The sequence below is a fragment of the Pseudoalteromonas sp. SR41-4 genome, assembly GCF_014163985.1.
Classification (GTDB): Bacteria; Pseudomonadota; Gammaproteobacteria; order Enterobacterales; family Alteromonadaceae; genus Pseudoalteromonas; species Pseudoalteromonas rhizosphaerae.
The window spans coordinates 1-22514 of sequence record NZ_JACJEI010000037.1; the positions used below are offsets into that span (position 1 = coordinate 1).

At 40.7% G+C, this 22514-nt stretch carries 20 protein-coding genes; 7 read left to right on the forward strand and 13 right to left on the reverse strand.

Annotated elements, in window-relative coordinates; all coding sequences use genetic code 11:
* Nucleotides 1-296 precede the first annotated feature (296 nt).
* The 5 genes from rplS to ffh form a co-directional block, all read right to left on the reverse strand.
* On the reverse strand, nt 297-656 hold the full coding sequence (gene rplS, locus H5180_RS20550; RefSeq protein ID WP_002962189.1) for a 50S ribosomal protein L19: 360 nt from the start codon (nt 654-656) through the stop codon (nt 297-299).
* A gap of 33 nt (nt 657-689) precedes the next feature.
* Nucleotides 690-1457: a tRNA (guanosine(37)-N1)-methyltransferase TrmD gene (gene trmD / locus H5180_RS20555; protein WP_145237185.1), complete on the reverse strand. Its 768-nt coding sequence runs from the start codon at nt 1455-1457 to the stop codon at nt 690-692.
* Entirely contained in the window at nt 1457-1993 is a 537-nt protein-coding gene (gene rimM, locus H5180_RS20560) for a ribosome maturation factor RimM (RefSeq protein WP_145237188.1), read from the reverse strand. The genes trmD and rimM overlap by 1 nt, the downstream gene beginning before the upstream one ends.
* Before the next feature lie 17 nt (nt 1994-2010).
* Nucleotides 2011-2259 (reverse strand): 30S ribosomal protein S16, encoded by a 249-nt coding sequence (rpsP, locus tag H5180_RS20565; RefSeq protein ID WP_145237191.1) that lies wholly within the window; start codon nt 2257-2259, stop codon nt 2011-2013.
* Nucleotides 2260-2520: 261 nt separating this feature from the next.
* On the reverse strand, nt 2521-3900 hold the full coding sequence (gene ffh, locus H5180_RS20570) for a signal recognition particle protein (RefSeq protein WP_145237194.1): 1380 nt from the start codon (nt 3898-3900) through the stop codon (nt 2521-2523).
* Between the two features lie 273 nt (nt 3901-4173).
* Here ffh and H5180_RS20575 point away from each other — a divergent pair, with 273 nt between their 5' ends.
* From H5180_RS20575 to H5180_RS20585, 3 genes are all read left to right on the forward strand, one after another.
* A complete protein-coding gene (locus tag H5180_RS20575; protein ID WP_145237197.1) occupies nt 4174-4980 on the forward strand; it encodes an inner membrane protein YpjD in 807 nt (268 codons plus the stop codon).
* 61 nt (nt 4981-5041) lie between these two features.
* A complete protein-coding gene (locus tag H5180_RS20580) occupies nt 5042-6310 on the forward strand; it encodes an HlyC/CorC family transporter (protein ID WP_145237200.1) in 1269 nt (422 codons plus the stop codon).
* 136 nt (nt 6311-6446) lie between these two features.
* The gene (locus H5180_RS20585; RefSeq protein WP_145237203.1) at nt 6447-7283 is read left to right on the forward strand and encodes a mechanosensitive ion channel family protein; all 837 of its coding nucleotides are present in this window, start codon (nt 6447-6449) and stop codon (nt 7281-7283) included.
* 55 nt (nt 7284-7338) lie between these two features.
* On the opposite strand, the gene H5180_RS20590 is transcribed toward H5180_RS20585, so the two are convergent.
* On the reverse strand, nt 7339-7947 hold the full coding sequence (locus H5180_RS20590; protein WP_145237206.1) for a hypothetical protein: 609 nt from the start codon (nt 7945-7947) through the stop codon (nt 7339-7341).
* 140 nt (nt 7948-8087) lie between these two features.
* Nucleotides 8088-9665 carry a glutamate--cysteine ligase gene (gene gshA / locus H5180_RS20595; RefSeq protein ID WP_145237209.1) on the reverse strand — a complete coding sequence of 526 codons (1578 nt, stop codon included), beginning with the start codon at nt 9663-9665 and terminating at the stop codon, nt 8088-8090.
* A 484-nt stretch (nt 9666-10149) separates the two neighbouring features.
* Here gshA and H5180_RS20600 point away from each other — a divergent pair, with 484 nt between their 5' ends.
* The gene (locus tag H5180_RS20600) at nt 10150-11697 is read left to right on the forward strand and encodes a PAS domain-containing methyl-accepting chemotaxis protein (RefSeq protein ID WP_182758987.1); all 1548 of its coding nucleotides are present in this window, start codon (nt 10150-10152) and stop codon (nt 11695-11697) included.
* Between the two features lie 111 nt (nt 11698-11808).
* Here H5180_RS20600 and clpB read toward each other — a convergent pair whose 3' ends face one another.
* The 3 genes from clpB to rluD form a co-directional block, all read right to left on the reverse strand.
* On the reverse strand, nt 11809-14385 hold the full coding sequence (clpB, locus tag H5180_RS20605; protein WP_149980795.1) for an ATP-dependent chaperone ClpB: 2577 nt from the start codon (nt 14383-14385) through the stop codon (nt 11809-11811).
* Nucleotides 14386-14482: 97 nt separating this feature from the next.
* The gene (gene pgeF, locus H5180_RS20610; RefSeq protein WP_182758989.1) at nt 14483-15208 is read right to left on the reverse strand and encodes a peptidoglycan editing factor PgeF; all 726 of its coding nucleotides are present in this window, start codon (nt 15206-15208) and stop codon (nt 14483-14485) included.
* 9 nt (nt 15209-15217) lie between these two features.
* Nucleotides 15218-16195: a 23S rRNA pseudouridine(1911/1915/1917) synthase RluD gene (gene rluD, locus H5180_RS20615; RefSeq protein ID WP_145237221.1), complete on the reverse strand. Its 978-nt coding sequence runs from the start codon at nt 16193-16195 to the stop codon at nt 15218-15220.
* Between the two features lie 141 nt (nt 16196-16336).
* Between rluD and H5180_RS20620 the strand changes: the two genes are divergently transcribed.
* Nucleotides 16337-17098: an outer membrane protein assembly factor BamD gene (locus tag H5180_RS20620; protein ID WP_145237224.1), complete on the forward strand. Its 762-nt coding sequence runs from the start codon at nt 16337-16339 to the stop codon at nt 17096-17098.
* A gap of 82 nt (nt 17099-17180) precedes the next feature.
* On the opposite strand, the gene glnB is transcribed toward H5180_RS20620, so the two are convergent.
* Complete coding sequence (glnB, locus tag H5180_RS20625; RefSeq protein WP_145237227.1) at nt 17181-17519, reverse strand: nitrogen regulatory protein P-II; 339 nt, start codon at nt 17517-17519, stop codon at nt 17181-17183.
* A 195-nt stretch (nt 17520-17714) separates the two neighbouring features.
* Here glnB and H5180_RS20630 point away from each other — a divergent pair, with 195 nt between their 5' ends.
* Together H5180_RS20630 and H5180_RS20635 are read left to right on the forward strand one after the other, a co-directional pair.
* Nucleotides 17715-18260: a GspH/FimT family pseudopilin gene (locus tag H5180_RS20630; RefSeq protein WP_145237230.1), complete on the forward strand. Its 546-nt coding sequence runs from the start codon at nt 17715-17717 to the stop codon at nt 18258-18260.
* Nucleotides 18261-18376: 116 nt separating this feature from the next.
* Complete coding sequence (locus H5180_RS20635; RefSeq protein ID WP_182731097.1) at nt 18377-18868, forward strand: GspH/FimT family pseudopilin; 492 nt, start codon at nt 18377-18379, stop codon at nt 18866-18868.
* Nucleotides 18869-18890: 22 nt separating this feature from the next.
* Here the strand turns inward: H5180_RS20635 and H5180_RS20640 are convergent, their stop codons facing one another.
* Together H5180_RS20640 and H5180_RS20645 are read right to left on the reverse strand one after the other, a co-directional pair.
* On the reverse strand, nt 18891-19313 hold the full coding sequence (locus H5180_RS20640; protein WP_145237238.1) for a type IV pilin protein: 423 nt from the start codon (nt 19311-19313) through the stop codon (nt 18891-18893).
* Nucleotides 19297-22506 (reverse strand): pilus assembly protein, encoded by a 3210-nt coding sequence (locus tag H5180_RS20645; RefSeq protein WP_145237241.1) that lies wholly within the window; start codon nt 22504-22506, stop codon nt 19297-19299. The genes H5180_RS20640 and H5180_RS20645 overlap by 17 nt, the downstream gene beginning before the upstream one ends.
* Nucleotides 22507-22514: the final 8 nt, after the last annotated feature.

The following is a 22514-nucleotide window of genomic DNA, read 5'->3' on the forward strand; positions in this document are numbered from 1 at the left end:
GATAAATACAGTGATAACAAGGCGTAAATTTTGACATGTAGTTGTTCTACTTGAAAAAATTATAACGCAGTTAGCGCTTTATTTAGCTCGCTAGAATGGTTAAATATTTAAGTCGATTGGTATAATCAAGCTATGGTGATCACTTTAACGTTGAGCAATCTTAATCTTTTAACTTTACCCTCACTAGCCTTCTAATTCGATAACTTTACCCTAACTAACTTACTATCTCTAAAAACCAAAACGGGTTGCAGCCCGAAGGTTGCAACCCGTTTTTTTGCGTTGATAAACAGCGCGTATTAGTTAAGTTTTTCTCTAATACGTGCAGATTTACCAGAACGCTCACGTAGATAGTAAAGTTTCGCACGGCGAACTGCACCGCGACGCTTAACTGCTACGCTATCGATAAGAGGGCTGTGCGTTTGGAATACACGCTCAACACCTTCACCGTTCGAAATTTTACGAACTGTGAATGCTGAGTGAAGACCACGGTTACGCTTAGCGATTACAACACCTTCAAAGGCCTGTAGACGCTCTTTAGCACCTTCTTTTACTTTTACCTGTACAACCACTGTATCACCAGGGCCAAATGCAGGTACGTCTGTTTTAAGCTGCTCATCTTCAAGCGCTTTAATAATATTTTGGTTTACTTTTGCCATTATGTTTCTCACTTTCCTAGGTGTAACTGTCTTCTAGCCACAAGCTTTTTGGTACTCTTGCTGAAATTTCGCGAGTAATACCGCTTGCTCCTCAGTCAGAGCTAGGTTATGCAACAAGTCAGGACGGCGTAACCAAGTTCTGCCTAATGACTGCATCAGCCGCCATTTTGCTATCTCTTGGTGGTTTCCGCTGAGTAATACAGCAGGCACCTGTTTGTCGTCCAATGTTTCTGGCCGTGTATAGTGAGGACAATCCAGCAAGCCATCCGAAAATGAGTCTTGCTCTGCTGACTGGTTGTGTCCTAATACGCCCGGCACTAATCGCGCTACTGCGTCAATTAATGTCATGGCTGGTAGTTCACCACCACTCAAAATAAAATCACCAATTGACCATTCTTCGTCAACGTATGATTCTATTATTCTCTCGTCTATACCTTCATAGCGACCGGCAATTAAAATCAGTTTTTTAGAGCTTGCGAGTTCGCTTGCCCCTTGCTGATCTAATTTGCGCCCTTGCGGGGACATATAAATTACTTTTGCACCATCGCCTGCCGCCTGTTTGGCGTCAAGAATGGCTTGCTTTAGTGGTTCAACCATCATTAACATACCTGGACCGCCCCCGTAAGGACGATCATCCACGGTCCTATGCTTATCAATAGCATAATCTCGTGGGTTCCAGCAGTTAAAGTCGATCAGACCATTTTTTACTGCTCGACCAGTTACACCTTGCGTTGTAATGGCATCAAACATGTCCGGGAAAAGGCTGATAACCCCTACCCACAACGAACTCGTTTGACTCATTAAAAGCCAGGATCCCAGTCTACTGTAATTTCTTTTACATCGTGCTTAATCTCTTTGATAACTGAATCAGTTAAAAACGGAATTAAACGCTCTGCTTGGCCAAATGCATCTTTATTGTTTGCTTTCACAACCAATACGTCATTTGAGCCTGTCTCCATCAGGTCATCAACTATGCCTAAGTCATAACCTTTATCGGTTACAACAGACATGCCAATGAGATCTCGCCAATAGAACTCACCTTGCGGGAGTTCTGGTAATTGCGCTGCATCCATTGAGATTTCTGCATGGGTATAAGCCATTGCTTCGTCTCGATCGTTTACTTGCGCAAATTTAGCGATAAAGCCTTTGTTGTGGCGACGCCAGTCGACCACTTCTAAGGTCTGCCATTTACCTTGCTGCCCTATCAACCACGGGCTGAAATCGAAGATCCCTATGGGATCATCAGTAAATGAATGTACCTTAAGCCAGCCCTTTATACCATATGGGGCACCGAGCTTTCCTACGACAATTATTGATGAGGTGTTCTCTTGACTCATGGTTACACTTACGCCTATTAAGCCGCTTTACGAGCGTCTTTAACTAACTTATTTACGCGATCTGAAAGAGATGCGCCCTGACCTACCCAGTGTTCTACACGAGATAAATCTAAACGTACTTTTTCTTCTTGACCACTAGCAATTGGGTTAAAAAAGCCTACTTTCTCGATGAAGCGACCGTCACGCGAGAAACGGCTATCCGCAACCACAATTTGATAGAAAGGGCGTTTTTTAGCGCCACCACGTTGCAAACGAATAGTTACCATACCGTCCTCTAAATAGATTGACTGTTTTCATTAATAAGATTTACTCCCCAGTATGGGGAGCTGGGGAATTGTACGAGTTTTTAGCAACAATGCAAGTAAGAAGTGACTCGAAATGACTGTTAAGTTGATTAAACTATGATCTACGCGTTAAATCAGGCTATATAGAACTTTCAACGCATAATTTATCTACAAAAAAAGAGGCTATTTGCCTCTCTTTTTAGTTAACTGATTAGCTACATCTGCATGGCGTCAGTTAAAACATTAAAATTTAGGGCCACCGCCACCCATCATTCCTGGTGGTAACATGCCTTTCATGCCGCGCATCATTTTCATCATGCCGCCTTTACCTTTCATTTTTTTCATCATTTTTTGCATCTGCGTAAACTGTTTTAACAGCTTATTGATCTCTTGTACTTGCGTACCAGAGCCCGCTGCAATACGCTTTTTACGAGAGCCTTTAATGATCTCTGGACGTGCACGCTCTTTTTTCGTCATTGAGCTGATGATCGCTTCCATCTGAATAAAGGTTTTATCACCCATCTGACCTTTCACTGCATCAGGCAGGTTTTGCATACCAGGTAATTTATCAAGCATTGACATCATGCCGCCCATGCTTTTCATTTGCTTTAATTGATCAGCAAAATCATCAAGAGTAAAGCCATCACCTTTAAATACTTTTTCAGCAACTTTTGCAGCTTGCTCTTTATCGACTTTCATTTCGACTTCTTCGATCAATGAAAGTACATCCCCCATACCAAGTATACGCGATGCGATACGATCTGGATGGAAAGGCTCAAGCGCATCAGTGCGCTCACCAACACCCATAAACTTAATAGGTTTGCCGGTAATATGACGGATTGATAGTGCAGCACCACCGCGCGCATCACCATCAGTCTTGGTTAGTATCACACCGGTCAGAGGTAATGCTTCATCAAACGCTTTGGCAGTATTGGCAGCATCTTGACCTGTCATGGCATCAACCACAAACAAGGTTTCGATTGGGTTAATAGCATGATGAAGATTTTTAATCTCGTCCATCATGTCATTATCAACATGCAAACGACCTGCGGTATCAACTAATACAACATCGATAAATTTCTTTTTCGCATGAGAAATAGCAGCCTTTGCAATATCAACCGGCTGTTGTGAAATATCACTTGGGAAAAACTCAACACCTACTTCATCGGCCAGTGTTTCCAACTGTTTAATAGCCGCAGGACGATAAACGTCGGCACTGACTACTAATACTGATTTCTTTTTACGTTCTTTTAAAAATTTGGCAAGCTTAGCAACACTGGTCGTTTTACCCGCACCTTGCAGACCCGCCATCATTACAACGGCTGGCGGTTGTGCGTTTAGGCTCAACTCTTCGTTTGCTTCACCCATGGCTTTTTCAAGCTCTTCGCGAACGATTTTAATGAACACTTGCCCAGGACTTAGGCTCTTAGTTACTTCAATACCTACCGCGCGCTCTTTAACTTGTTTAACAAACTCACGAACAACGGGTAAAGCGACGTCGGCTTCTAAAAAAGCCATACGCACTTCGCGTAGTGTATCTTTTATATTGTCTTCAGTAAGGCGTCCACGGCCGCTGATATTCTTTAAGGTTTTACCTAATCGTTCTTGGAGGTTCTCAAACATGTAAAGGTTCCGATCAAACGTGATATACCAATTTCCCAAACAACGTTATTGCCGCAAGTTTAGCACTTACTATTAATAGCGCTGATTTCATATAATCAGTATTAATAAAATTTTAATTAAAAACAGTATACCGTAAATGGTGGCGCACAATACAGTGTTCAAGTGAGCTGTTTGAGTTTCTTTTTACAAACTCTATGCATTTGCCTCACTATAAAATACAATGCCCTTACTCTAACAAGGAATATTTGACTCAAATTGAGTGGCCCAAGCACTATGCTGATTATTAGTTTAACTATTATTGCCAGTTTATTTTATATCTTCGCGACGTCTCACGTGCTGTCTCGGTTATTTCACCAACAAGGTCCGAGCCAAAAGCTGACGGTTATCCTCAGCACGGTGGCAATTTTAGCGCACATGTTATTACTGGTGAATTCAGTGTTTCGCGCCGATGGCCAAGATTTAAGTATTGTTAATGTATCACTATTAACCTGCTGGGTGATTGTGGTCTCTGTCACTACGGTGTCATTAAAATTCCCTGCCACATTATTACTGCCTGTTGTCTATGGCTTTGCTGCTTTGCTAACAATTGCCAGCTTATTTATCCCGCATCATATTTTATTGCAAAGTATTGATGTTGAAATAGGTTTAGTCACTCATATTTCGCTTTCCCTGCTTGCATACTGTGTGTTAATTATTGCCACTTTATATGGCGTACAGTTTTACTTTATTGATAAACGTTTAAAACGAAAAGACTTAGCGATTGTGCATAGCCATTTACCGCCATTAATGGTGGTTGAACGCCAGCTATATCACTTATTAACACTAGGCACGGTTTTGTTAACCTTAGCGTTATTATCTGGTTTTATTTTTCTTGATGGCATGTTTGCTAGTGAATTTATTCATAAAACTGTTTTATCATTAATTGCTTGGGCTATGTTTGCAACGGTGACAATTGGTCACTTAAAGCAAGGCTGGCGTGGGAAACCGGTCGTACTAGCTATCATGGCTGCTGCTTTTGTTTTAACGCTGGCTTATTTTGGCAGTCGTTTTGTGCAAGAGGTGATCCTGAATAAGTTTTAACTTGACTCAGGCAGCTCACTCCCGCTTAATACGCATTGGTTAAATAAAAAAGGATCCTTCTTTGGACGACATCTCTACAAGTGTTTTGTTTATAATACTTGGAATACTCATACTTTGTTCTGCATATTTTTCTGGTTCTGAAACGGGCATTATGTCAATTAACAGAATCCGCTTACGCCACCTTGCTAAAGAAAATCACCGCGCAGCAAAGCGTGTCAACAAACTTTTGAGCCGTCCTGATAGACTTATTGGCCTTATCCTCATCGGTAATAACTTGGTGAATATTGCTGCCGCGCAGGTTGCAACCATTATCGGTATTCGTTTATATGGTGATTTAGGTATCGCTATTGCCACTGGCGCACTAACTTTAGTAGTGCTTATATTTGCAGAAGTAACGCCTAAAACGCTAGCTGCGCTTTACCCTGAAAAAGTTGCCTTTCCTAGTTCGGTGATACTCAAAGGGTTACTAAAAATTCTCTTTCCATTTGTCGTCGTCGTTAACTGGATGACCAATGGCATATTACGCCTATTTGGTATTAGTGCTGCACAAATAGATGAGCACAGCATGAGTAAAGAAGAATTAAAAACGGTGCTGAATGAATCGGGTGCGCTGATCCCCGCGCGTCACCAAAGTATGTTGACCTCCATTTTAGATTTAGAACAAGTCACTGTCGAAGATATTATGATCCCGCGCAACGAAATTGTTGCCATTGATATCAATGATGACTGGAAACTAATTAGTAAACAGCTTACCCATGCACAACACACGCGAGTACTTTTATATCGTGACCAAATTGATGATGCGGTAGGCTTTATTCACTCACGGGATGCACTGCGGTTATTAACGAAAGAGCAATTTGATAAACCATCATTGCTTCGCGCAGTTCGTGAGATTTATTTTATTCCTGAAGGTACGTCGCTCAATACTCAGCTATTTAAATTTCAGCAATCAAAAGAGCGTATCGGTTTAGTAGTTGATGAATATGGTGATATTCAAGGATTAGTTACCCTCGAAGATATTCTTGAAGAAGTGGTCGGTGACTTTACCACTACGCAAACACGTACTCCAAGTGAAGAAGTTGTGTCACAAGATGATGGCTCATTTCTAGTTGATGGCGGTGCTAACGTACGCGATCTAAACAAAGAAATGGATTGGGAGTTCCCTCTTGATGGCCCGAAAACATTAAGTGGCTTAATTGTCGAATACTTAGAAGACATTCCTGATGCCAACTTGAGTTTGCGTATTGCAGGCTATCCGATTGAAGTTGTTGAAGTAAAAGAGAACATGATCAAACTGGTGCGCATTCAAGCGAACAAGCGCAAAATATAAGCAATATCTGTAGAGTAACCTATGGTTACTCTACTCCCTCAGCTCATCCCCGCAACAAATTTTTTGTTCATTATTCTCTATAAAGTGTTAATTATTAGGCTATTATATTTGTAACTTTATAGATGTGGAAAATGCAATGGAAGATATCTCTATCGAGACCCTGTACACCAAAGCGATTGAAATGCTAATGACCTATGGCCCTCGATTTTTATTGGCAATCTTTGTTTTAATTGTTGGTTGGTGGTTTGTTGGCCGTATTGCCAGTATGGCTGAAAAATCAATGGCAAAGGTAAAATTTGAAGCCGGATTAAGTCATTTTTTGGTCTCCTTCTTATCGGTTATTTTAAAGTTGCTATTACTGATCTCAGTCGCATCAATGATTGGTATAGAAACAACCTCGTTCATTGCTATGCTCGGTGCTGCAGGCTTAGCGGTCGGTATGGCATTACAAGGCAGCCTAGCGAATTTCGCCGGTGGTGTGCTGATCTTATTTTTTAAACCATTTAAAATTGGTGATGTCATTGAAGCCCAAGGCTATATGGGTAAAGTGGTTGAAATTCAAATATTTGTTACCGTACTACTCACTTATGATAATGAAAAAATTATTATCCCAAATGGTGCACTTTCTAATGGCTGTGTAAAAAACAAGTTTGCAGAACCAACTCGCCGCGTCGATATTGAGTTTGGTATTAGCTACAGTGATGATGTGCTTAAAGCGCGAGAAGTACTAATGGGCGTGTTAAATAGCTACGAGTTAGTACTCAAAGATGAAGCAAAACAACCGGTTGTGCATGTAAGTCAGCATGGCGATAGCCATATCGGCATGTTGGTCTGGGCATGGGTTGATTCTGAAAATTACTGGCCAGTGTATTTTGGTTTATACGAACGCGTTAAAATTGCCTTCGATAAAGAAAATATTACCATTCCATTCCCACAGCGCGATGTACATATTCATCAATTCCCAGGGAAATAAACTAATACTAAAAAGCCCGCTGTGCGGGCTTTTTAAAATCTTGAATCTTGTCAGATCAGCTAAATAACCTTTCTAACCACCCTTTATCTAAATCGTCTTCACAACGTTTAAGCTGAGCCGCATAGCGACTTGCACGATTTTTTACTTTATTAGCCACTGCCATTAACCACTTTTTATTTTTATAGGTGCCGCGTTTATAACCGCCCCAGCCTTCGTGGTAATTTAGGTATTGCGCGTAGGCATCCCATTTCGAAATGCCATTAACTTTATGAGTTTTATAAACAAACCAGCCCATAAAGTCGATAGCGTCATCAAAATCATCGCGATCGGCGCCGCTATTACCCGTTTCACGAATATAATCAGACCAGGTGGGAGTTTTTGCTTGTGAGTAGCCGTAAGCTGAACTTGCTCGCCCTGTGGGAATGACCCACAAAAAGTATTCCATTGGCGGTGCAGCATCGTGTTTAAAGGAGCTTTCTTGATACATCATGCTCATTAGTACATGTTTAGGTGAGCCCCATTTTTCTTGGGCATCTTTTGCGTCATAGTACCAATCGCTTTTTTCTTCAAAAATTTTACATATATCATTAGGTTGCTTTGGAGGGGCTGTTGCGCAACCAGTTAACAGAGCCCCCAGCGATAAAATAATTAAACTATTTTTCATTTTTTTTGTTGCTCGCTGAACTTTTTATAAAAATATAAGTCATATTTTATGAATGCGCAGTTTAGCATTGTTTATCCCTGAAGAATCTTTACGCAGCCAACTTGGGCTGCGTTTTTTTGCCTGCTTACTTAGCTACAAACTTACTTAGTGGCAAAATAATCATCTAAAAATGCATTAAATGTTTGATTATCAGCGGCTTTCAACTCGCGTTCAGCAATAACTGACTGATCTGCTTGTTGTTTTAAATAGCTGTCTGAATACACTTTATATGGCGTATCTTGATGTTGTTGCTGGTAACTTTTTGCCAACGATAAGGCAAAATAACCATTATCAATACCAGACCCTTTCAGTTGACTAACGTAGCGCCCTGAGTATGTTAATTCAGGATCTGCTATCCATTGGCTTAATCGAGTAATCGTTTCGCTGTAATAGCTAACGCCGTAAGCATTATCCATGTAGGCTGCAACTTGTTGTAACTGTGCGAAGATCTCTGCTCCCCACGTTGCTAGACTGCATGAATTACCAGAGCGGTTTAACATCACTTCTAAAGCGCGACCTTGGCTTACAACCGTATCTAAATTTTCGGTGCTACGCTGTTGCGAATCCCAATCCATTGTTGGAGAATCTTTCAATAAGCAATAAGTCAGAAAAACATCTAGGAAATGAATTTGCTCAATATCAATTCCCGTTGCTGCAAATGGATTTACATCTAGAGCTCGGATTTCAATATACTCAATACCGCCACGTAACAGTGCGTCGGTCGGTGTTTCGCCACTTTTAGCATTGCGCTTAGGACGAATTGGCGAATAAAATTCGTTTTCAATTTGCAATACATTTTTATTCAATTGTTTAGGCTGGGCATCTTTATAATCAGCAAGCTGACCATAAATATCTGACGGTGAATGAATCGCACTTTTTAATCCTGCTACATATTCATCTAGTGAGTTATACAGTACTTTTAGTGATGACTGAGCACTGTTGGTATAACCCAAATTACCTAAGCGCAAAGCTGTACCCACTTCAAGATAAAGCGTACCTTTACCTAATTTTTTAAAAGGAAGATCCGTACTGCGCCCTTGTAAAAATGAATTACACAGCGCTGGCGATGCTCCAAATAAATAACTGATCAGCCATAGTTCTCGCTTGAAGTTACGGATCAGTCCTAAATAACCGGCCGAAATAAACTCTTGTAATGAGCCAGTATCGCCTTTAATCGTTTGTAAGCTCAGCCAAAATGACTCTGGAAACGATATATTAAAGTGCACACCGGCAATCGCTTGCATCATGCTGCCATAACGATTTTTAAGACCTTCGCGGTACAAGGTTTTCATGCGTCCAATATTAGAATCACCAAATTGAGCTAATACAATGTCATCTTGGTGTTCTATAAAACACGGCATACTGATAGGCCATAATAATTCATCGCCCATCTGCGATAGGGTAAACTTTTGTAAGTCTTGTAGCTGATTTAACGTTTCTTCAGCAGATTCACTAACGGGTGTTATAAACTCCAATAAAGACTCAGAAAAATCAGTGGTGATATGCCCGTTAGTTAACGCACAACCAACCCCTTTTGGATGACCTTGCTGTGAAATTACACCATTTGGCTTGATCCGCAACGCTTCTCTTTCAATACCGCGTTGAATGCCTTTAATTGCGTATTTATGCTGTTCTGGGGCTAGCGCTGCTAACGCTTTAGTTAAATCATGTGTAGTCAAAAATGCTTCCTCGAGCCACGTGGCCTAATCCTAAGTCAATGGGGGCAAATTGATAATACTCAAGGTTTAATAATGGCATAACTCTAATTTCCACTATTTACCAAGAAGGTCACCGTATGTTTGTAAAGCAAACTTGCTGCGGGCCGTTAAGCTAACACCCAAATTTTTACTAATCTTGCCATTGTAAGAGCTAATATACAATTGCTTTAATGACACCACTGTTATGCGAGATGCTGACTAATTAATTGTTTACTATCTGCAATCCATCTCTGAGACTTACCGACTTATCAAACTAGAACCATAATATCTATGTATATATTCAGCAATTACACGATTACGAATACAGCTTTTACAAGTTTCTTTGTTCTAGATCACTAAAAAGTTATTTAAGATCAATTTTGCACCTGTGAACACTGAACCTGCTATCATTACGTTTGTATGAACTTTATAATCATCAGTAATAAAGCATGTTTAAGGACTACCTATGCGTCGGGGTCAGCAGTTAATAAACGAAGAAGTCACCTTTTCAGATCACCAGCAGCTCGTCTCTACTACAGATGTACGTGGAGTGATAACCTATGCGAATAAAGAATTTTGCAATATCGCTGGCTTCAACCTTGAAGAACTCATTGGCAAAAATCATAATATTGTTCGCCACCCAGATATGCCCAAAGCGGCATTTAAAGAAATGTGGGAAAAACTTAAGCAAGGCCATTCATGGCGCGGGATGGTAAAGAATCGCTGCAAGGATGGCCGCTATTATTGGGTTGATGCATTTGTTACTCCTATTTTTGAACATGGTCAACTCGTTGGCTATCAATCAGTACGAACAAAACCGAGCGAACAACTAAAACGACGAGCACAAAGCCTATACGCTAAAATAAATGCCGGTAAATCGTTGTCTTCTTGGCGTGAATGGGTCGGTGTTCGCCAAAGTGCAGCCCTACTTATTGGCTTAATTGGTTTAGTACTATTAGCAGCTTTTGTATCTATTTCTGTTGCACTGATAACCGCGCTATTTAGTTTACTAATTATGCTATTAAATTATGATGAATTAGTTTTCACACCAGCAGCACTGAAACAGCTCAAGGTAGATAATGATTCTGTATCCCGCTATGTCTATGTCGGCCATTATCCATTTAGTATTAGTGAATATAACCAGCAAATGCTTAATGCTAAATTACGTACCGTATTAGGACGAGTAAAAGATACGACTGTCACGTTTACCGGTATTGCGGCTAATCTAGACCAACAATCAGCATTAACTGAAAAAGGCATTGCCGCACAAGGACAACGCCTTGGCCAAATGGCCACCGCAATGTCACAAATGAGCGCAACCATAGGTGAAATATCGGGCAACACTCATCATACCGCTGAAAAAGTAAATATTACTTACCAAAGCTGCACTGATATAAAACTACACATTGCAGACAATAGTGCCATGGTGTCTGATCTTGCTTTACAAGTTGAACAAGCGGCAAGTACCGCAAATTCCCTTGCAACCGAGGCGGATAAAATAGGTCAAGTAATGACTGAAATCGAAGGCATTGCAGAGCAAACCAATTTACTGGCATTAAATGCTGCAATTGAAGCCGCGCGTGCTGGTGAACATGGCCGAGGCTTTGCGGTAGTTGCCGATGAAGTGCGTGCATTATCTTCTCGTACTCAACGTGCTACTGCACAAATTCATAGCTCTATTAAAGAAATTCAAGATACCCTGTTTAGCTGGTCCACGGTCATGAAAAACACCAAGGCGCAAGCCGATGAATGTGTAAATACCACCGGACATACCCAAGTTGAACTGGATAGCATCTTCGCGCAAATAAGTGAAATATCGCAACTAGCGACACAAATATCTGCTGCCGCCGAGCAACAACAAGCTGTCAGCCTCGATATTAGCGACAACATTACACAAATAAAAGGTTACAGTGACGAGAACTTAACGTTGAGCTTTAATGTCGCTAAAGGTGCTGCACAGCTTGTCGAAGGCTCACGTAAAGTTAACGATATTTTACTGACTTTTAAGGTTTAATTAAGCGCGGCTAAATGATAGGGGTTTATCTTTAATATTTACTTTATAACTTTTTATTCGCAGCGAGTTTAAGGCCAGCATATTCACTGGCCTTAAAACTCAGTTAATCAGTTAGCGTGATGAGAACACTAAACCATTTTCGTCAGCATCAATTACTATCATGTCACCACTTTGATATTCACCTGCGAGTAACTTCTGCGATAATGGGTTTTCAATGGTATGTTGAATAGCCCGTTTGAGTGGTCGTGCACCATAAACCGGGTCAAAACCACTGGCTGCAATTCGATCAAGAGCTGCATCACTTATTTGTAACAAGTAACCCATTCCTGTTAGGCGCTCACGTAACTTGCTTAACTGAATATCTGCAATCTCTTTGATATGTTCATTAGCAAGTGGGTGGAATACTACGGTTTCATCAATACGGTTAATAAATTCAGGTCTAAACTCATTAACCAAAACCCCCATCACTTTTTCTTTTAACGCTGCATAATCGTTGTTACCGGTTTGCTCTTGAATAATATCTGAGCCTAAATTTGAGGTCATGATGATCACCGTATTTTTAAAATCAACAGTACGACCTTGGCCATCCGTTAAACGACCATCATCTAACACTTGCAGCAGAATATTAAATACATCAGGATGTGCCTTTTCGATTTCATCAAGCAAAATTACAGAATATGGACGACGACGAACAGCTTCTGTTAAGTAGCCACCTTCTTCATAACCAACATAGCCCGGAGGCGCGCCAACTAAGCGAGCAACTGAGTGCTTTTCCATAAACTCAGACATATCAATTCGCACCATCGCGCTTTCAGTATCAAACATATATCCAGCTAACGCTTTAGTAAGCTCAGTTTTACCGACCCCGGTTGGGCCTAAAAATAAAAACGAACCGATTGGCCTATTTGGATCTGCAAGCCCTGCCCGTGAACGACGAATCGCATTCGCCACTGCCACTACCGCTTCGTCTTGACCGATCACTTTATGGTGTAAATGTTCTTCCATTTGCAGCAGTTTTTCACGCTCACCTTGAAGCATGCGCGATACAGGAATACCAGTCCAACGTGAAAGTATCTCAGCAATTTCATCTTCACCCACTTGGTTTTTAAGTAAGCTCATTTCTTGCATTTCAGCTTGTGAAGCTAAGTCGAGTTTACGTTCCAATTCTGGAATGCGGCCGTATTGCAGCTCTGACATACGTTGTAGATCAGTGGCACGGCGGGCAACATCTAAGTCTAATCGCGCTTGTTCAAGTTCAGCCTTAATTACTTGAGTACCTTGCAAAGAGGCTTTCTCAGCTGTCCATACTTCATCAAGTTCACGGTACTGGGCTTCAAGATCGGTGATCAGCTCCTGCATCTCAGAACGACGCTTTTGGCTGGCGTCATCTTTCTCTTTAGCAAGTGCATTATCTTCGAGTTTTAGCTGGATGATACGGCGCTCTAATTTATCTAATGATTCTGGTTTTGAATCGATTTGTAGGCGAATAGACGAACCCGCTTCATCAATTAAATCAATGGCTTTATCCGGTAGCTGGCGATCGCTAATGTAGCGGTGCGATAAATGCGCTGCGGCAACAATGGCTGGATCGGTAATTTCAACACAGTGATGTAACTCGTAACGCTCTTTCAAGCCTCGAAGAATCGCTATGGTATCTTCTACTGATGGTTCTTCAACAAGCACCTTTTGAAAACGACGTTCTAAAGCGGCATCTTTTTCAATATATTTACGATACTCATCAAGGGTTGTAGCACCGACACAATGCAGTTCACCTCGAGCCAATGCAGGTTTGAGCATATTACCCGCATCCATTGCACCATCAGATTTACCGGCGCCCACCATAGTATGAATTTCGTCAATAAACAAAATCACTTGGCCTTCTTCTTTAGCCAATTCATTAAGCACTGACTTTAAACGTTCTTCAAACTCACCACGGTATTTTGCACCGGCCACCAAGGCTCCTAAATCAAGCGATAACACACGTTTGTTTTTCAAGCCTTCAGGCACTTCGCCATTAATAATACGCTGCGCGAGCCCTTCAGCTATAGCGGTTTTACCGACACCGGGTTCGCCAATCAACACGGGGTTATTTTTAGTACGCCGTTGTAATACTTGGATCGTGCGGCGAATTTCATCATCGCGGCCAATAACAGGATCAAGTTTACCCTGCTCTGCACGCTCAGTTAAATCGATAGTAAACTTTTTCAGCGCTTGACGGGTATCTTCGGCATTCGGATCATCAACTTTTTGACCACCGCGAATAGCTTGTATTGCTGCTTCTATTTTAGTGCTGGTCATATTTAAAGCGCGGAAGATATCACCCAATGGCCCTTTATCATCACACGCTGCTAATACAAATAACTCACTGGAGATGTATTTATCTTTACGCTTTTGCGCGTACTTATCGCATAAGTTGATCAGTGAAACCATGTTATTTGACAACTGCACGTCGCCGCCAACACCTTCCACTTTAAATAACTTTTCTATCTCTTGTGATAACTTGGTATTAAGTTCATCGGCACTCACACTGGCTTGGGCTAATAACGCACGCACACTTGAGCCACTTTGCTGCAAGAGTGAATACATTAAATGTACTGGTTCAATAAATTGATGATCACGACCAAGCGCTAATGACTGAGCGTCAGAGAGCGCAGATTGAAATTTACTGGTAAATCGATCTAAACGCATAAGGGGTTACCTATTAAAAAAACTAATTACTTAATTAATGGGTATGCTCGGCACTTTGATCAAGGCTTAGGAGAAAATATACTCACTGAATAGACTATTACTTGCGCCAGATCAAAGAAGCCATACGGCCTGTTTGACCATCTCGACGGTATGAGAAGAATTGTTCGCTATTGCTAACTGTACAGTACTCACCACCACTAATATTTCTTATGCCTAGATTAATAAGCTGTGTGGTTGCGAGCAGATAAATATCCGCTAAATATTTACCATCCGCCTGCGCCACAAATGCAGTGTGATGAGATGCTGATTGTTCACAGAAAAGCGCTTTTACTTCACTGCCAACCTCAAACTTTGCAGCACCTATGGCAGGACCTAACCACGCTATAATTTGTTCTGCAGGGCTGCTAAAGTGACGCAAAGTATTAGCGATAATACCCGCATGCAAACCGCGCCAGCCACCATGAATAGCAGCCACCTCATCACCACTTTCACTGGTAAGTAAAACCGGCAAGCAATCTGCTGTCATAATTGCCAGTGGTTGATTTTTTAATCGGGTATACAGCGCATCCGCATCATAATTAGCCTGTGAGTCAAAATACTCATCCACAACAACGACTTCACTGCTATGGATCTGATTAAGCCACACCGGTGCTTTAGGAAGCTGAGCAGCTAAAAGTGCGCGATTCGTTAATACCGCTTGCTGATCATCGCCCACATGTAGGCCTAAGTTTAAACTCATAAAAGGCGCATGCGATACACCGCCCTGACGAGTTGTACTGAGAGCACCTACATTGGTTGGCGCTGTCCAATTAGGATAAAGCATTAAAGCAGCTTAAAAATCGATATTTGGATTAGCTTTGGTGTCTTCACGAAGTACGTGCGTCATGGCAACCATGTCATCAGGAATTGGCGCCTGCCAAGTCATCATTTCACCCGTAATTGGGTGTGCGATACTTAGCTTTACCGCGTGCAATGCTTGACGATTAAATTCACGTAACATTTGGAACAATTCAGGTGTTGCGCCTTTTGGTGGACGTGGACGACCGCCATAGGCTTTATCACCAATCAATGGATGATTAATAAATGCCATATGCACACGAATTTGGTGAGTTCGGCCAGTTTCTAAACGAAGACGTAATCGCGTATGCGCACGGAATTTTTCAGCAACACGAAAATGCGTAATTGCTGGTTTACCCTGCTCATGCACAGCCATGTGTGTACGCTGCGTAGGATGGCGACCAATTGGTTTTTCAACCATACCACCTGCGGTCATAGTGCCATTACAAATTGCTTCATACTCACGCGTGAAGTTTTCACGCTTCTGTAATGCTTTAACTAAATGTGTTTGCGCCTGAATTGTTTTAGCTACCACCATCAAACCGGTAGTATCTTTATCTAGACGATGCACAATACCTGCGCGCGGAACATTAATGATATCTGGATAATGATGCAACAATGCATTGAGCACTGTGCCATCAGGATTACCGGCACCAGGGTGCACAACTAAACCCATAGGTTTGTTGATAACCAAAATATCATCATCTTCATAAACGATGTTTAATTTGATATCTTGCGCTAAGTATTCACGTGGGGCTTCAATGCTAGTTTCAACATTGACTGTTTCACCACCAAAGAGTTTCTCTCTCGGGGTGTTTAAAATTTCACCATCCACGGTGATTTTATCATCCAAAATCCACGTTTTTATACGTGAACGTGAATAATCAGGGAACAATTGTGCCAATACTTGGTCTAGACGTTTACCGCCTAACTCAGTTGGCACCTCGGCTTGAAGAGAAATTTGCTCTGACATTAGTAACTTTACCCAATTTACCAGTGCAAGCTGTGCTCGACTGGGTTAGAATCGCTTTTAATAAAAGCATTATATAATAAGCATAGTTTACTCGGTTTTACCCACTTGGCCTAGCCGAAGACATCGAAGGTAACAAATAAAATGATAAATAGAATAGGGAAACGTGCATTCGCCATTGTTTTTACAGTTTCATTACTTGGTTTAGGTGCCTGTTCGTCAGCACCTGATGCAGAAGATATCCAACGCGTTCCTAATAAATCAGCGCAAGCGTTGTATGATGATGCCAAACAAACACTTGATTCAGGCTTGTACGCGCGTGCAATTGAGCTTTTGAGTGCGATTGATTCACGCTATCCGTTTGGGCCTATGTCAAAACAAGTACAAATGGATTTAGTCTACGCCCATTACCAAGCGGGTAATACTGAACAAGCACTTGCAACAATTGACCGTTTTATTCGCCTAAATCCAAACCACAAAGATTTAGACTATATGTACTACATGCGTGGTTTAGTAAATATTAAAGCCGATAAAAACGCATTCCAAGAGTATTTTGGTGTTGATAGAGCCGACCGTGATGCTAATCGTACCCGTGTTGCCTTTACTGATTTATCAACCTTAGTCAATCGCTTCCCTGATAGTAGCTATGCCCCTGAAGCAAAAAGACGTTTAGTTTGGTTACTCAACAAAATGGCACGTTACGAGTTGAAAGTTGCTGATTACTACTATGAACGTGAAGCTTACTTAGCAGCAGCAAATCGCGGTAAATACGTCGTAGAGCATTATTCTCAAAGTAGTTATTTAAATGAAGCACTGGAAATGATGGAAAAAAGCTACAACAAGCTTGGTTTACCAGAATTAAGTAAACACGCCAAAATGACCCGAGAGTTAAATAAAAAGAAATAAATTAACATATACAAAAAAGGCGCTACTGATTGTTTATAAGTAGCGCCTTTTTTATGTCTGACTTTTAATCTCAGATAATAAATTAGATCGCGTCTTCATCTTCTTCAGCAGTACGAATACGTACTACACGCTCAACGTCAGTGACGAAAATCTTACCATCGCCAATTTTACCTGTTTGTGCTGTTTTAACGATCACTTCAATAGCACGGTCAACATCGTCATCACCAAGGACAATATCAAGCTTTACTTTTGGTAAAAAATCAACCATGTATTCAGCGCCACGATAAAGCTCAGTATGTCCTTTTTGACGGCCAAAACCTTTCACTTCACTGACGGTCATGCCAGTAATACCGACATCAGACAACGCTTCACGAACATCATCAAGTTTAAATGGTTTAATTATTGCTTCAATTTTCTTCATTATTAGTCGCTACTCTTATATTGCCAATTGAATCGATTTTAGACAATCCTGCACTTCATAGCAAACAAAGCAATTGAATTACGGTGATTTAATCGTCAGCAATGGTATGATTATATCAATTGGAACAATTATGTTTAAAATAAGTTCTTCAAAGTGCGCTGATTTACTCAGCGCACTCCAGTACCAGAGGTGAACATGAACAAACAACAACATGGCTTTACATTACTTGAGGTGATGGTCACCCTTGCGATAGTCGGAATTTTAGCCTCAATCGCTTTTTGGAATAGTAGCGACATGCTTGAAAATAACCGAGCTGAAAATTATTTGCTGGAGTTAAAACGTAACATCAACTTTGCTCGCGCAAAAGCCACAAGTACCGATTCATTGATCGTTGTGTGCAGTGGTAATACAACCAGCATAGAAAATGACAAAAAAGTGACCTGCTTAGATAGTTGGAATGACGGCTCTATAATCGTCTTTTATGATAGTAATAGTAATGGCGATCATAACCCACGCAGAGGAGACCGAATTCTCAGAGTTATGGAAGAAGTCCCTGACAATAATCAATTAACATTTTCAGGTGATAATTCATTGATATTTGATGCAAGTGGTCGTATTACCTCTAACCCAGGCACATTCATCTACTGTCCAAATAAAGATAACAAAAACAATAAAGCACTGACAATCAGCCAATCTGGTACGGCATTTTATAACGGAGATACGAGCGGCACCTGTGATTAAATTTCGCTCTATATTTGCATCTGATTTAGGGTCAACTAAGCTTAATCTACTTGTCATAATTGAGAACTTCAAGGATGAAGGATATAAACAACGGAGCAAAGCGACTAGGAACCACGTTGATTGAAACTATGGTAGTGTTAAGCATTATGTCAATAATGTGCCACTTAGTTTTATTTAATTATCAGCCATTACTCATAAATATCCGCCTTGACAACCATATCGCAAAAGTAAATCGAGCTATTGGCTTATCCCGTTTAAGCGCAGTATCTTATGGCGCAAACGTAACATTTTGCGCCCTTAAAAATAATCAATGCCATAGCGATAATTGGCACAAAGAACTTACTGTGTTTACTGATACTAACAAGGTAGGTAAATTTGATGGTAAAGATAAGGTTCTATTTTACATTGAACCAACACACTCTGAAGATATGCTCACCTACCCTAGGCCATTTATTACTTTTCGATATAACGGCACACCCATGGGCTTTCATAACGGTACATTTATATATTGTCCTAAGTATAAACAAGCAAGCCACAAAGGGCTTGCTATATCTATAAGCTATACTGGCAGAACGAAGATTAAAAATACCTCAAAATGCCAAGAGTAACCAAAAATAAAGCCATTACAAACTATTTACCCCAGCACATTGCAGAATTCGCTTTCGGTGTTGCGGTTTTTAGTCCTGCATCATCAATAACAAAGGTCTTACAGTCATCATCTTTTAATGGAGGACCAGCAACTGGAGTTGCTGTAAAGCTAAATGTCCCTGCATCGTTATCGACTTCAACCTCAATAGTATAAAAACCATGCTCAGTTGGTGTCGTTACACCAATATTTGCTAAATCATTTGTATATTCTCGATTATCAACAAAGAACTGCTCTTGCCGATTAGCCGCATCAAGTAATGACGTGATTGCTTCTGTGCGAGCAGTCCGTTTAACATGTTCAAAATAGCTTGGTAGAGCAATTGAGGCAATAATGCCTAATATTGCTACAGTGATCATGAGCTCAATTAATGTAAACCCTCGCTGCATGTTATTTTTGGTTGTCATTATTCTCTCGCTTATAGATAAAGGTTTGTTGAGTTTTAAAACCAAAGCCAATGGGCACCGCATCACTCACAAGCTTAATTTTGCCATCTTCATCAAACGTAATGCCTGGCCCTAGGATCTCTTTTGGTATAAATGGGTTTTTCGCACTAAATTCATCTTCAGTCGCTTTAGTTTGCTTTACTCCTGGTCCTAGTAATAAAAACTGGCTTTGTTCATTACATGCTTTACCATCACTGTCGCAAACTTCTGAGGTGCCAAAATAAAGTTGCGGTGTATCTGGTACATCATTGCTCGTGACATAACGCAATTGGTTATATACCTTGCTTCCGTAGTGCAAGTGAAATGCATATAAACCGCCACTTCCTCCACTTAAAGAACATTGGTTAATCGTGGCATCTGCTGAAGCTGGTGTGAAACTTGTAAAATAAGCAACTCCTCCAACTACAGTTGCAGCTGCGAGCGACTTTTCACCACTGCGAGGAAGATCATAATACCAACCGCTTTTTTTACTAAGCTTCACTTCCTCTTCTGTAAACTGCTCAATATCATCTAGCGCATTTGCAAAAGGATCACTATTTACATTCATTAAATCACTAGGCGTAATAGTCTCAGGAATGTCATCTCCTATAAATGACATGGTCACAGTATTAATATCACGGATCATATACAATTGATCTTGTACCGTTGTTAGTGTTGGCTTTGGTCTATTACCACTACCAATTAATATTGCGTCAAATGGGGTATCCTCGCGGATTATACTTGTTTGATTATTGCTTGTGGTACTGGTTACCTTGCTAAACATTGTACGTGCTACGGTCGCCTTATAAAAAAAGCGCCTATCTTGACTAGAAATTGCTCCCCCCAATTTAGCAAGTTCGAAATGGGTCCAAGGGTTTTTACTGTCGGTCGGGTTTGCACTTGGCATATCTACACGCCAAATACTACCCGCAGTATCTGTTGCATATAAGCGATCTATAAAACCGTCATAATCTGAATCAAGTATCGAAACTGTTGCTGCAATACTATGTTTTCCTTTAAAGCCTGTTTTAGGCGTTAATTCCCAAACCAAGCTACCGTCTGATGCATTGACGATATATATACCGCGCCCTTTCGTATCATTACTGAGTGATACATTGTCTTTATTAGTATCAAAACCAGCACCAAAAATTAACACTGGCTCTTTCTTTCCCTTAATATATGACACAGTTGGAGCAGACCAAGTTTGTGCTAACTCTTTATAAACTCCACTGCCACCTTGAATTGTCCACATTAATTTTGGTACATCTGGATTAGTAATATCTAATGCATAATATTGGTTACCACCACGTCGCATACCGAAGAATGCCCACACGCGATCACCAGCTTCAACAACACCATCACGATCAGCATCATCAAAAAATACAGTAATTGGGCCGTCAACACCGTACACTTTGGTGTCTGCTAGATTATTACGTAATGGAGTTAAAATTTTATATAAACTACTTGGAATAAATGACCATGTTTCGCTAACATCCTTACCTTTATCTTGGAACATATGCAGAAAACCAGCATTAGTACCAATCAATATGCGAATGTCACCACTACCATAATCAATCGTAACTGGCTTTGAGTGTAATGGATCACCAAATATATCTTTTCGTTGATCACGCCGAGAGCTATCTTTATCTTCATCATCAACATCTACCCCTCTAGCCCATTCAATAGTTGAACCAACACTATTGATATCTGTGCCAAAGCTAGTAGCAACCTTAGCAAGACTACCGAATGCGGTTTGCAACGTTGAGCTTTGAAACTCAATCAATCCTCCTTTAGGGGAATCGGTATAAACAGTTCGCTCTGCTAAATTGGTAAGGTGTAAATTGACACCACCACTTTCTACCGAATTACCATCAGGTGGAGTGTTCTCGGGTAACCAAAATGTCGATGCGGTTGACTTAATCAACCCATCGTCGTTCAGTGCAGGGGTCGAATTGGCATCAACTATTTCAGTTCCTGACACTTTTAATTTTTTCAAATTACCACGCCAGCGAGCGCCGGTTTCAGGGTAAAACATAGCGTAATATATAGATTCTCGACTACGAGTTTGATCAACATTATTACTAGCTATGGAAGGTGAAGTAAAAGTATCGTTTACTTCACGGATATTGGTGATGAATTTTTTAAATGCATCAGCTAATTGCTCTGCAGTATCTGCATATTCGTATTGACCACCACCGAGTGTAGCGGTTTCCTCTAGTAGTTTTTTACCAGAGCTACTCATCCCCGATCCAAAGCCCACGGTATATACACGGCCGGTTTCGTGAATATCGGGAGTTTGAGGATACAAATCAACAACGACCTCTTCGATGTTAGCCTTTTTATTCGCGTCTACACCATGAATTACTTTAGCTAACTGATGTAAGTAGTTACTGTAGATGTAATCATTATTATTTAAATAACGACCGAAATATGACTTATATGCTTCACTTATCGCACCGTCACTATTATTATCACTTCCAGCAGATGGATCACCGTCCGTCATATAAATTATATTTACTGAGTTATCACAGCGCTTAGCTTCCTCTACACTATCTGCAAAAGGTGAAATATACGAATAACTATATTTATCTTGCCATTCATACCTACAATTCCACCCCCAGTTGTTACATTTACGAACTTGCTCTCTTCCCGCATAGACTTTACTCTCAACATTTGTATCCCTACTGCTCTCACTGAGATTTAGCGCATAGTGCAAACCTTTCCCTGTTATATACAAATATGCTTCCCAAAGAGTTTCAGCTAATGGAGTACCACCATCGGCGGGTAGGTTATCTATTGATGCTTTTATAGCATTGTGTGAGCTACCAATACCATTCAATATATAACCGCCATCAGTACTGTTATAGCGCATAAGCCCAAAATCGATGTCAGGGTTGCCGGTGATCAACTCAGTCATAGCATCTTTAGCCACTCCAAGTCGACTGTCATTACATACCTTCCAGCCACCATTATTATATTGACCACAATCTTTACCTGTTTTGGATGAAAACGCCATACTGCCAGAGGTATCAAAAATTAATAAAACTCGCGCTCTTTCGTCTATTTCTACATTATGGTTTACATATAATTCAATATCTTCCGCATAGCATTGCATACTTAAAAGTACCGCGATACTAAGTGAAATATTCATAACTAACTTTTTAAACTTGATCATATTTACTC

What these genes read in the sequence shown, in the direction of transcription:
- H5180_RS20585 (WP_145237203.1), top strand. Translation starts at nt 6,447, where the DNA reads ATGGAAGATATCTCTATCGAGACCCTGTACACCAAAGCGATTGAAATG.
- trmD (WP_145237185.1), bottom strand. Translation starts at nt 1,457, where the DNA reads ATGAGTCAAACGAGTTCGTTGTGGGTAGGGGTTATCAGCCTTTTCCCG.
- rimM (WP_145237188.1), bottom strand. Translation starts at nt 1,993, where the DNA reads ATGAGTCAAGAGAACACCTCATCAATAATTGTCGTAGGAAAGCTCGGT.
- H5180_RS20600 (WP_182758987.1), top strand. Translation starts at nt 10,150, where the DNA reads ATGCGTCGGGGTCAGCAGTTAATAAACGAAGAAGTCACCTTTTCAGAT.
- H5180_RS20620 (WP_145237224.1), top strand. Translation starts at nt 16,337, where the DNA reads ATGATAAATAGAATAGGGAAACGTGCATTCGCCATTGTTTTTACAGTT.
- rpsP (WP_145237191.1), bottom strand. Translation starts at nt 2,259, where the DNA reads ATGGTAACTATTCGTTTGCAACGTGGTGGCGCTAAAAAACGCCCTTTC.
- glnB (WP_145237227.1), bottom strand. Translation starts at nt 17,519, where the DNA reads ATGAAGAAAATTGAAGCAATAATTAAACCATTTAAACTTGATGATGTT.
- ffh (WP_145237194.1), bottom strand. Translation starts at nt 3,900, where the DNA reads ATGTTTGAGAACCTCCAAGAACGATTAGGTAAAACCTTAAAGAATATC.
- H5180_RS20645 (WP_145237241.1), bottom strand. Translation starts at nt 22,506, where the DNA reads ATGATCAAGTTTAAAAAGTTAGTTATGAATATTTCACTTAGTATCGCG.
- H5180_RS20640 (WP_145237238.1), bottom strand. Translation starts at nt 19,313, where the DNA reads ATGACAACCAAAAATAACATGCAGCGAGGGTTTACATTAATTGAGCTC.
- pgeF (WP_182758989.1), bottom strand. Translation starts at nt 15,208, where the DNA reads ATGCTTTATCCTAATTGGACAGCGCCAACCAATGTAGGTGCTCTCAGT.
- clpB (WP_149980795.1), bottom strand. Translation starts at nt 14,385, where the DNA reads ATGCGTTTAGATCGATTTACCAGTAAATTTCAATCTGCGCTCTCTGAC.
- rplS (WP_002962189.1), bottom strand. Translation starts at nt 656, where the DNA reads ATGGCAAAAGTAAACCAAAATATTATTAAAGCGCTTGAAGATGAGCAG.
- H5180_RS20575 (WP_145237197.1), top strand. Translation starts at nt 4,174, where the DNA reads ATGCTGATTATTAGTTTAACTATTATTGCCAGTTTATTTTATATCTTC.
- rluD (WP_145237221.1), bottom strand. Translation starts at nt 16,195, where the DNA reads ATGTCAGAGCAAATTTCTCTTCAAGCCGAGGTGCCAACTGAGTTAGGC.
- H5180_RS20630 (WP_145237230.1), top strand. Translation starts at nt 17,715, where the DNA reads ATGAACAAACAACAACATGGCTTTACATTACTTGAGGTGATGGTCACC.
- H5180_RS20590 (WP_145237206.1), bottom strand. Translation starts at nt 7,947, where the DNA reads ATGAAAAATAGTTTAATTATTTTATCGCTGGGGGCTCTGTTAACTGGT.